This window comes from Pseudomonas sp. CG7 (genome assembly GCF_023701885.1).
Taxonomy (GTDB): Bacteria; Pseudomonadota; Gammaproteobacteria; order Pseudomonadales; family Pseudomonadaceae; genus Aquipseudomonas; species Aquipseudomonas zanjanensis.
This window is the reverse complement of sequence record NZ_JABAEE010000136.1, coordinates 1-9,471: the sequence shown is the minus strand read 5'-3', so window position 1 is coordinate 9,471 and position 9,471 is coordinate 1. Positions and strand designations below refer to the sequence as shown.

Below are 9,471 nucleotides of genomic sequence, written 5' to 3'. Positions count from 1 at the left end.
CCCCGCCCCCCCCCCCCCCCCAACCCCCCCCCCCCCGCCCACTTGGGCGGCGCGTCCCGCCTCGCGTTCGGGCCGGCCCCCCATCCCCTCAATGTGGCTGACCTGGCCCTATCGCGAGCAGGCTCGCTCCCACAGGGTCAGGTGTCACGGCTGACCTTTCAGGTCCACCAGTACCGCACCAGGTGGAAGAAGATCGGCGCGGCGAAGCACACCGAGTCCAGCCGGTCGAGCATGCCGCCGTGGCCTTCGATCATGTGGCCCCAGTCCTTGACGCCGCGGTCGCGCTTGATCGCTGACATGACAATGCCGCCGGCAAAGCCCAGCAGGTTGATCAGCAAGGCGATGAGGAACGACTGCCAGGGATTGAACGGCGTGATCCACCACAGCGCACCACCGATCAGCGAGGCCAGGAAGATGCCGCCGACAAAACCTTCCACGGTTTTCGAGGGCGACAGGTTCGGCGCGATCTTATGTTTGCCGAACAGCTTGCCGCAGACGTACTGCAACACATCCGAGAGCTGCACCACGATCACCAGGTAGGCGATCAGCAACAGGTTGCGCCCTTCGAAACCGGCGATGTCCAGGGTCAGCAGGGCGGGCACGAAGGAAATGCAGAACACCGCGATCATCAAGCCCCACTGGACCTTCGAAGCGCGCTCGAGGAAATGCGTGCTGTCACCGCCCAAGGACGCCAGGATCGGCAGCAGCAGGAACACATACACCGGGATAAAGATCGAAAACAGCCCGTACCAGTCGTAGTAGATCAGCAGGTATTGCAGCGGCAGGGCCAGGTAGAACGCCGCCACCAGGGCCGGGTAGTCACTGCGCCGGGTCGGTGTCAGGGTCAGGAATTCCCGCAGGGCGTAGAACGACACCGCGTAGAACAACAGGATGACCGCCGCGTTACCGAGCCAGAACGCCACGCCGATCACCAAGACCATGATCCACCAGGCGTTGATCCGGGCGTTTAGGTTGTCGATGACTGAGTTCGGCGCGCCTTTGGTCCGCAGCCTGAGAATGAAACCAATCAGCGACGCCAGCACCAGAATCGCGCCGATCCCGCCAAACAACATCAGGGTATATCGATCCATGTCAGACGTGCTCCGGGGCCAGTGCCAGCAGCGCGGCGCGGCTGCGTTCAAGGAATTGCTCTTTGCTTTCACCCTCTTCGATGCACAGCGGCGCACCGAAACTGGTGGTGCACAACAACGGCAGCGGCAGGACACGGCCCTTGGGCATGACGCGGTTGAGGTTGGCGATCCACACCGGGATCACCTCGACCTCGGGGTGGTTTTTCATCAAGTGATAGATCCCGCTCTTGAAGGGCAACAGGCCTTCCTCCGGATTGCGTGTGCCTTCCGGGAAGATGATCAGCGAGTCGCCGTTTTCCAGCGCATCGAGCATTGGCTGCAATGGGTTGTACGCAGGGTCCTTGCGCTCGCGGTCCACCAGCACGCCGTTGAACACCCGGTTGATGATGTAGCGGCGCACCGGGCTGGTTTGCCAATAGTCAGAGCCCGCCACCGGGCGGGTGAGCTTGCGCAGCGCCGGCGGCAGCGAGGCCCAGAGCAGCACGAAGTCACCGTGGCTGCTGTGGTTGGCGAAGTAGATCCGCTGCACCGGCGTCGGCGCGCAACCGAGCCACAGGCTGCGAGCGCCCGTGACCATGCGAGCGGCGGAGGTGATGAGGTTGGCGACCACGGGTTCGAACATGAGGATTCCTTGTCCTGAAAAACATAAGCATCACTGTGGCGAGGGAGCTTGCTCCCGCTGGGCTGCGCAGCAGCCCCCAAGAGGCTGAATACAACCAATCTGACACACCGCAGCGCTTGGTTTTGGGACTGCTTCGCAGTCCAGCGGGAGCAAGCTCCCTCGCCACAAAAACTTTTTAGATACCTGAAGCTAACCAGGGACTGGCCACGATGAAGCCCAGCACCAGGACAACTTGTACCGCCAGCAACCGCGACTGCCGCCGCAGCAGCAACAACGCGCCGTGCCGTCGTTCGGTCCACAGGCGTCCGGCCCGTTCGGCGGGTTGCAGGCCCAACGCGGTGAGGGCTTGATCCAATTCATAGGTGCGTTCGGCCAGGGAGTGGGTGCTGTCGGCCATGCGCTGGAACAGATCGGCGTCGAACGCCACGCGCAGCGCCCAGTATTTTTCCACCACTCCGATAACCAGGAGCACAGCACTCAACAGCAGCAACCACGGATCGATCACGCCCACCAGCCATTGCCCCAACCCCAGCAGCGCCGCCAGCAGCGTCAGTCCCGTGGAAAGCTGGTCCAGCGAATGACCCCGGCGCAACAGGCTCGCCACGGTGTGGAGTTCCATATCACTGATCATGAGCATTCCCCCGTGTTGTGGATAACTGTTCCAGTGCCCGACGGTGCGCCGCGTGCAAGACAATGCGCGGTCGAGCGCGCTGGATCTGCACGATCGCTGCGTCAACGTTCGCTGCCCGGCCGGTGTGCAACAACCAGGCAACCACCGCCGTGGCGCTGCGCGAATAACCCAAGGCGCAGCAGACCAGCACCGGCCCATGTTGGCTTAGGCTTTCGATGGCCTGCGCCGCTTTCAGGCATTGCTCGGCGGTCGGCGCCGTCAGGTCGAGCACCGGCAACGAACGATAGGCGATATTCGAGCTGTCCATGGACAGTTCCGCGCAGAGGTCGAGCACGCCGGTAAACGTGCTGTCCTTCAATTCCATCGGCGTAGGCACTCGCCCCAGCCAGACGTTATCCGCGATCAGGTCTGGCTGCGGGTGCTTGCGCGTCCAGCAGCGGGAATTGATCCACGCCGCCGCCAGGTACGGCGCCAGCAACCAACGCACCGCCGGACTCAAGCGACCATCGGCGCGCTTCTGGAAACCATCAGCACCGAACGCCAAGTAATTCAGCGCCACCATGAGCACCGCGACCGCCGGCCAGATCAGCCAGAGCCACGCGCCGCCCAAGGCAAACGCCGGGATGAACAGCGCCGCCGCGCCCAGGCCATAACGCAAGGCCAGGCGTCGGCGGGCAGGATCGGCGGTCAGGCGCGCACTCGACAGCGGACTCGGTCGATCCAGCGGCCACAACCAGACGCACAACCAACCGGCCAACGCGCCCGTGGGCAGATCGATGAAGTGATGTTGATAAGTCGTCAGCACCGACACGCCGATCAACGCGAACCAACCGTGCATCACCCAACGCCAGAAGCCCTGCAAGTGCCGTTGGTAACAGACCCAGAGCACCACCAGCAACGCGATGTGCAGCGACGGCGCCTGGTTGAACGGCTTGTCGAAGCCGGCCAGCACGTCGAACATCCAGCCGAACAGCCCATCCATTTCCGGCCGGGGAAAGGTAAACGTCAGCGGCCAGAGCAAAAAGCAACTGACCGCAATCACCTGGGCCGTGAGCAGGCGCAAGGCGTGGCGCTTGAGTTCGTCGCGGCTGTTGGGCAACAGCAGGGACAAGCCGTACAGCAGATCGATCGACCAGTACGGCACGATGGTCCAGGCCATGAACGGCATGTGGCTTTCCCAGGCGAACACCAGCGTGCCGACGTCGTCACGCTGGGCGGTGACCCAGGTGGCGAAGCCGTAGGTGGTGAAGAACAGCGGCGCCAGCAACAGCAGCCACAGCAGCGCCGGTTTGAGCAGCGCGGGTTCGCGGGCCGGAGCGATGACGGCGCTCATTACTGCACTCGCTGCGCCAGCGAAACGCTGAAAATGCCCCATTCATCGACACGCAGGGTGATCTTGCGGAAGCCCGCCGCCTCGACCAATTGATCCATTTCCGCCTGGGTGCGTCGACGCATCACCCAGGCTTGCCCTGCGCGGTGGCTGGTGAGGGCGCGGGCGATCAGCTCCAGGTGCGGGTGCCACGGCTGGCCGGTGTAGACCAGGAAGCCACCAGGCTCCACGGCTTCGGCGAGGCCGGCGAGGGAACCGCCGACCATCTGGTTATCGGCGAACAGTTCGTACAGGCCCGACACCACGGCGAGGGTTGGTTTTGGCTCCAGGGCTGCCAGATCCTGGCGGTCGAAGGCATCACCTTTGACGAACTGAGCGATGTCGCCCAAGCCTTTCTCCACGATCAGCGCGCTGCCGTCGCGCACGTTGATGTCGCTGTAGTCGCGCAGCAGGATCGACTCGGGCAACGGGCTGACGCCTTGCAGCGCTTCGAGGATGTAGCGGCCATGGCCGGCGGCGATGTCGACGATGCGCACTTCGCGGTCCTGGGCGCGCAACTCGGCCATCGCCAGGCGCAGCAGTTCTTCGACGTGCACCTTGCGCTGGCGAATGCCGCGCCAGCCGATGGAGTTGAGGTAGTTCTGGTCGATCATCTTGCCCAGCGCCGAGGTGCCGGTAGGGCGGTTGCGGTAGACGTAGTCCAGGGTGCTGCCGGAGTCGAAGCCGGTGTCGAAGCCCAGCTTCACCCCGGCGGACAATTTACTGCCAAAGCGCATGCTGGCGCGGGTCATGCGCCAGTAAAGATCACGCAACGAGTTGTGGGGCAGCGGGGTGGCCAGGGTTTCGGCTTCGGCGCAGGTCGCGCCCAGGCGATCGGCGTCCAGCAGGGAAGGGCGCTCCAGCGGTCGGGCGAAGTTCTGCAGGATGAAGCGGCGGGCACTGGCCACGGCCGGCCCACGGTTCTTCTCGCCGAGGGTGTCGTGGAAGAAGCCCGGCAGAATGTGTTTTTCCTTGTGCAGGCTGCCCAGGCGTTCGAAGAACTGCTCCTGGGGTTTGCGGTGCACCACAAAGTCCGAACCGGAGATCAACAACTGCGTCGGCACCTGGATCGCCTGGGCATCGGCCACCACGCGGTCGGCGGCTTCGTACAGGCCCAGCAGCACGTTCACCGAAATGGCCTTGGTGATCAACGGATCGCTGTCGTAGGACGCCACCCGCTCTGGGTCATGGCTGAGGAATTTCGCCTTGACGTAGCTATTGACGAAGAAGTTGCCGCGGAACTTGCGCATCAGCGCCAGGCCCGGCCGGGCGAACGGCACGTAGAGCTTGACCTTGAACGCCGGCGACGCCAGCACCAGCGAGCGAATGCGCGGCGCGTAGTCGTGGACCCAGGTGGACACGATCACCGCGCCGACGCTTTGTGCGACCACGGCGATGTTCGCTTCGTCGACCTGATGCGTCGCGCCGATGTGATCGCAGAAGGTCTGCACGTCCCGCGCACTGGTGGCAAAACTCGGGCTGTCGCCCCGTTCGCCCGGCGACTGGCCGTGGCCGCGTGCGTCCCAGGCAAAGAAGTCGAACCCGGGCAAATCCAGCTCATCCACCAGGTGCGCAATGCGCCCGGAGTGTTCATGACCACGATGGAACAACAACACAGCCTGGCGGGGTTCGCCCGCTGCGGCATCGATAGCCGGCCAGTGTTGGTAGAACAGGTCCACGCCATCGTGGGTGGTGAATGTCCGGTGTTGGGCTTCGCGCATTGCAACTTCCTTATGCTGAGGGAGCGTTTTCCGTCACCTGGCCCAGGCCATGACGGACCCGATTGACCAAGGTATAAACCAGCAGGGCGGCAACCACCGCCATCACACCATTTATCCAGAGTGCCCCGAGCCAACCCAGGGCAATGCCGGTCGCCAACACGCCAAACACAAAGGCGCGATCGCTCTTGCCCATCGGCCCGTCATACCGCCGCGAAGCCCCCACCATCGCCCCCAGCACGCCGGCGTATTCGCTGAACAACGCCAACAGCGTGACCAACAACACGAGCAGGAGACTGGTATCGGCAAACAAGGCAAAAGGCAGGATCAAGGCAACGTCGGCGATGATATCGCATAGCTCGTTGAGGTAGGCGCCCAGATGCGATTGTTGACCAAACTCCCGCGCCAGCATGCCGTCCACGGCATTCAACGCCATGCGCAGGAACATCCAGATTGGCACCAGGACGAAAATCCACGGATGGTCGGCGAACCAGGCAATGACCGCCCCCACCAACACCGAGACGATGCCCGCGAGCAGGGTGACCTGGGTGGCGGTGACACCGTTGTCGTAGAGGCGTTGGACCATGGGGCGCAGCAAGTTTTGAAAGGCGGGCTGGAGTTGGTAGATGGAGGGCATCGGGGTGAGATCTCGGCCGGTGGCGGGGCTGGGCTTATACAGGTGCGAGATTACGATAGGTTGAGGGGTTGCAGGCGGGTATTTCTTGAGAATGCGTGCGGGTAGGCATCTATTCGCGCGTTTATCTGCGCAAGACACCCCGGGAGATATGAAAAAAACGCTAAACCTGTGGCGAGGAACCTTGCTCCCGCTGGGCCCTGTAGGAGCTGTCGAGCGAAGCGAGGCTGCGATATTTCCACAGCCCATTGAGTCGACAAGATCAAAAGATCGTCCGAACGCGGCCCGAGCCTTCGCCAGCTCCTACACCGCCGAGCGGGAGCAAGCTCCCTCGCCACGATGATTCATGCGCCTTAAGTTAAGAGGAGCCTGTGAGAGCAACTGTTCACACATTCCCAACCTCACCGCAGTTCCCCCAGGTTTTGTGTCTGAAACGAATATGCGCTGTGCATTCGATTCTGTTCCGAGGCTGCATTGGCCGATGTTCCAGCTCTGATTTATACTGAGCAAATCATGAGCACTGTTTGTATTAAAATTTCCTTATCAAACAATTTATTACTGGTATTTTAAGGCTAGGTGATGTCCGGGGGGGGAAGTCATGATTATCGAAGAGCGGCTTAAAAGATCAATCGCCTTGCGAAAGGACGATGTGTTTCTACGCGCCGAATTTTCCGACTTCGGCAGCCCCGCGCAGGTATCCCGAGCGTTGCGTCATCTGGTGGCTAGCGGTGTATTGGTCAAGCTCGGTGTGGGTGTCTTCGCAAAAGCCAAGGCCAGTGTGCTTACCGGCAAGCCGATACCCATTCGTCCCCTTGAAGTCTTGGCGCCTTTGGTTCTGCAAAAGCTTGGCGTGAAGATCACGGCTGGACGCGCAGCGCGTGAATACAACGCCAGCGATAGCTTGCAGCTACCTGCCGGCATCGTTTTTGACACGGGGTCACGGCGTATTAATCGAAAACTCGGCTTCGGTGGTCGTTACGTCCTTTATGAAAATCATCACGCCTGAACAGGTCGAGTTAATCGATGCGGTGTTGGCAGAGGTCGATGTCGGACTGCTGACGGCTAGCATCCTGGAAAAAGACGTCCATGTGACGGATGCTTTGCAAGCTCTGATGGGCATGCAGTTTCCCGGTGTTCGCCTGGTGTTTTGCGGTGGTACAAGCCTGTCGAAGGCTTACCAACTGATCGAGCGTATGTCTGAGGACGTCGACTTAAAAATCGTTCTAAATGATCTTGATGTGTTGAGTGCCTCGGCTCAGAAGCGGCACCTCAGCAATCTGAAGGCTCAGGTTTGTCATGTCCTCGCCGAGCTCGGTTTTGAGGAGATCGTGGAAGAGCGCGTTGCCCGGAATGAAAACCGCTACTTTGCCAGTCGTTGGCAATATACCCCGCAATACCCTCATGACAGCAGTTTGCGTCCTTATCTAAGTCTTGAGCTGACTGCGCGAATCCCGCAGTTTGAAGTGACTCAGCAGCCACTGGAATACTTGGTCAATCGACTCGCCGCAAGGTCTGGGAGATTGGGCGATATTGCCTGCGTAGCGGTTGAGGAGACGCTCGCGGAGAAAGTCATTTCGTTTCTTCGCCGCTATGCCCAACACCAAGCCGGAGCCATGCTCCAGCCGTGGGACGAGACGTTGGTGCGGCATATCTATGATGTTTACTGCATAAGCCGCGGCGATCCCGCTGTCGGCGAACGAGCCGCTATCGGATTCAAAAGCCTGGTGGAGTTTGATGCGCTGGAATTTGGTCGGCAGTTCCCTCCATTTGCTAACGATCCGGGAAATGTCATGCAGAGCGCCCTCCATCAGGCGAGTTCGGATGCGCAGATTCGTCGCCAGTATGACGCGAAGCTCATGCCGCTGATTTTTGGCGATGTCCGCCCGAGCTTTGATGAAGCTTATGTCGTGTTTCGTCAGCACGCCGAAGCGTTGATGCGGACGTTGTAAAACGCTCGGTTAAAGGCCAAGCGTTAAATTTAGCGAATCGCCCTACATCCTTCGTCCCCTTCCACTGACTTAATTCCCCTGTCATCCCCGGCAGAGTCTCGCGTCCGTCCCTGCACCGCGAGATTCCTGCATGTTTGCCCCCGACAAGCTCCTGGCCCTGAACAACACCATTGGCTTGTTGGTGGTGGCTGCCATGGACCCCGAGCGGCCAGATGTCGAAGCGGTTTTCCAGGATTTTCGAAGCTGCCTGATCGACTACGACGCCTGGGCTGAAAGCTTCTGGGCCGGCTGGGCGCTGGATCTTGAGCAAGTGTTCAAGGTCGGTCACGAGGTGTCCCTCGCGGCACCGAAAAACCAGGACACACCCGTCAGCGCCACGGTGGTGGCCTGTCCGGCGTCTGGGCCGCTGACGCTGGTGCACATGTTCCAGGCGGCGCGCTTCGTGCCGATTGGCGACACACCGGTGATGCTGGAACCGGTCATCGGTGGTGCGCCGGGGCAGGAAATTTTCGGCGAGCCGATCCATCACGTGATCGGCCCCAGCGGCATCCTGGAAGTGCCTGAGTGTTGGCGAGGCCAGCGTTATCGCGTCACCTTTTTTCCCCATGTCACGGCTGATCACGTCAAGGCGTTGTACGCGTCTTACCAAGGCTTGATCGACGAACTCGAGGGCTGGCTGAAAGCGGAGTGGGAGCAGTTTCAACCGCTGTGGACGGAGTTTTCCGAGGCCGGGTTTCTCGAACGCTACGACGTGTTGCAGCAAGCCGATTGGCGCGGTTTCAAGAATGCCCTGCATCAACTGTGGGACGACGTTAAGCAGGTTTTCGGGCTGCTAGCGGATCTGCAGGCCAACAGCGAAAAACTGCTGGAGTACCTGACTCAAGCCGAGCTTGAACAGCTATTGAAGGCGTCCTCCGAGGCGATCGCCAAAGGGCTGATGGTATTGAGCGACGAGCCGTTGCTCTTCGTCCACGTGGCCGCGTTCAACAGTTGGGTGCGGATGTTGCCACCTCAGTACGCGGCCGAAGTTATCGGAGAGCTGCGCGCCTCGGTACTGATCAATTTCCTGCTGATGCGTTTGACCGGGGGGCTGGGCCTGGGGCTGCGCATGAGCGGTAATGTATTGGGCCGGGTCCGCTCGGAGCGGGCCCGGGAATGGTTGCTGGCGTCGAGCCTGAGACTGGGCCAACTCGCCCCCGACCGGCTCAATCAGCATGCCGATGTGCTCAAGCCGTTGGTGGTCGGCCAGCGCGGGCCTTTAAAGCCGACACCTGTCGGACCTTTGCACATCACCCCTGAACACTCTGCCCCCCTATTCGTCAGCAATCCGGCCGCCGTGGCGCGGGAAAAATCCCGGCCATCTACCCGCCTGAGCCAACACGAACACCACGACGCCGCCCCCGCCCAATCCTAGACCCCCAACGCCGCCAGCGCCGACACCGCCGCCCAGCCCCTGA

Annotated in this window: 8 protein-coding genes and 1 pseudogene; 3 read left to right on the top strand and 6 right to left on the bottom strand. The window is 61.3% G+C overall.

Features of this window, described 5'->3' with window-relative positions:
- Nucleotides 1-158: 158 nt before the first annotated feature.
- The 6 genes from HGO40_RS29595 to HGO40_RS29570 form a co-directional block, all read right to left on the bottom strand.
- On the bottom strand, nucleotides 159-1,091 hold the full coding sequence (locus tag HGO40_RS29595) for a phosphatidate cytidylyltransferase (RefSeq protein WP_053125762.1): 933 nt from the start codon (nucleotides 1,089-1,091) through the stop codon (nucleotides 159-161).
- Between the two features lies 1 nt (nucleotide 1,092).
- Nucleotides 1,093-1,713: a lysophospholipid acyltransferase family protein gene (locus HGO40_RS29590; protein WP_186710525.1), complete on the bottom strand. Its 621-nt coding sequence runs from the start codon at nucleotides 1,711-1,713 to the stop codon at nucleotides 1,093-1,095.
- A 175-nt stretch (nucleotides 1,714-1,888) separates the two neighbouring features.
- Nucleotides 1,889-2,344 (bottom strand): hypothetical protein, encoded by a 456-nt coding sequence (locus HGO40_RS29585; protein WP_250965935.1) that lies wholly within the window; start codon nucleotides 2,342-2,344, stop codon nucleotides 1,889-1,891.
- The gene (locus tag HGO40_RS29580) at nucleotides 2,334-3,677 is read right to left on the bottom strand and encodes a phosphatase PAP2/dual specificity phosphatase family protein (RefSeq protein ID WP_250965934.1); all 1,344 of its coding nucleotides are present in this window, start codon (nucleotides 3,675-3,677) and stop codon (nucleotides 2,334-2,336) included. Before HGO40_RS29580 ends, HGO40_RS29585 begins: the two co-directional genes overlap by 11 nt.
- Nucleotides 3,677-5,434 carry a bifunctional alpha/beta hydrolase/class I SAM-dependent methyltransferase gene (locus HGO40_RS29575; protein ID WP_250965933.1) on the bottom strand — a complete coding sequence of 586 codons (1,758 nt, stop codon included), beginning with the start codon at nucleotides 5,432-5,434 and terminating at the stop codon, nucleotides 3,677-3,679. The genes HGO40_RS29580 and HGO40_RS29575 overlap by 1 nt, the downstream gene beginning before the upstream one ends.
- Before the next feature lie 10 nt (nucleotides 5,435-5,444).
- Nucleotides 5,445-6,068 carry a CDP-alcohol phosphatidyltransferase family protein gene (locus HGO40_RS29570; protein ID WP_250965932.1) on the bottom strand — a complete coding sequence of 208 codons (624 nt, stop codon included), beginning with the start codon at nucleotides 6,066-6,068 and terminating at the stop codon, nucleotides 5,445-5,447.
- A gap of 595 nt (nucleotides 6,069-6,663) precedes the next feature.
- On the opposite strand from HGO40_RS29570, the gene HGO40_RS29565 reads away from it, so the two are divergent.
- The 3 genes and pseudogenes from HGO40_RS29565 to HGO40_RS29555 all read left to right on the top strand — a co-directional run.
- The gene (locus HGO40_RS29565) at nucleotides 6,664-7,071 is read left to right on the top strand and encodes a DUF6088 family protein (RefSeq protein ID WP_250965931.1); all 408 of its coding nucleotides are present in this window, start codon (nucleotides 6,664-6,666) and stop codon (nucleotides 7,069-7,071) included.
- On the top strand, nucleotides 7,052-8,014 hold the full coding sequence (locus HGO40_RS29560; RefSeq protein WP_250965930.1) for a nucleotidyl transferase AbiEii/AbiGii toxin family protein: 963 nt from the start codon (nucleotides 7,052-7,054) through the stop codon (nucleotides 8,012-8,014). The genes HGO40_RS29565 and HGO40_RS29560 overlap by 20 nt, the downstream gene beginning before the upstream one ends.
- A 130-nt stretch (nucleotides 8,015-8,144) precedes the next feature.
- Nucleotides 8,145-9,425: pseudogene (locus tag HGO40_RS29555) on the top strand (type IV secretion protein Rhs); the annotation flags it as partial.
- Between the last annotated feature and the right edge of the window lie 46 nt (nucleotides 9,426-9,471).

Excerpts from the sequence above, each read along its gene's own strand:
- HGO40_RS29595 (WP_053125762.1), bottom strand. The coding sequence starts at position 1,091 with ATGGATCGATATACCCTGATGTTGTTTGGCGGGATCGGCGCGATTCTG.
- HGO40_RS29590 (WP_186710525.1), bottom strand. The coding sequence starts at position 1,713 with ATGTTCGAACCCGTGGTCGCCAACCTCATCACCTCCGCCGCTCGCATG.
- HGO40_RS29585 (WP_250965935.1), bottom strand. The coding sequence starts at position 2,344 with ATGATCAGTGATATGGAACTCCACACCGTGGCGAGCCTGTTGCGCCGG.
- HGO40_RS29580 (WP_250965934.1), bottom strand. The coding sequence starts at position 3,677 with ATGAGCGCCGTCATCGCTCCGGCCCGCGAACCCGCGCTGCTCAAACCG.
- HGO40_RS29575 (WP_250965933.1), bottom strand. The coding sequence starts at position 5,434 with ATGCGCGAAGCCCAACACCGGACATTCACCACCCACGATGGCGTGGAC.
- HGO40_RS29570 (WP_250965932.1), bottom strand. The coding sequence starts at position 6,068 with ATGCCCTCCATCTACCAACTCCAGCCCGCCTTTCAAAACTTGCTGCGC.
- HGO40_RS29565 (WP_250965931.1), top strand. The coding sequence starts at position 6,664 with ATGATTATCGAAGAGCGGCTTAAAAGATCAATCGCCTTGCGAAAGGAC.
- HGO40_RS29560 (WP_250965930.1), top strand. The coding sequence starts at position 7,052 with ATGAAAATCATCACGCCTGAACAGGTCGAGTTAATCGATGCGGTGTTG.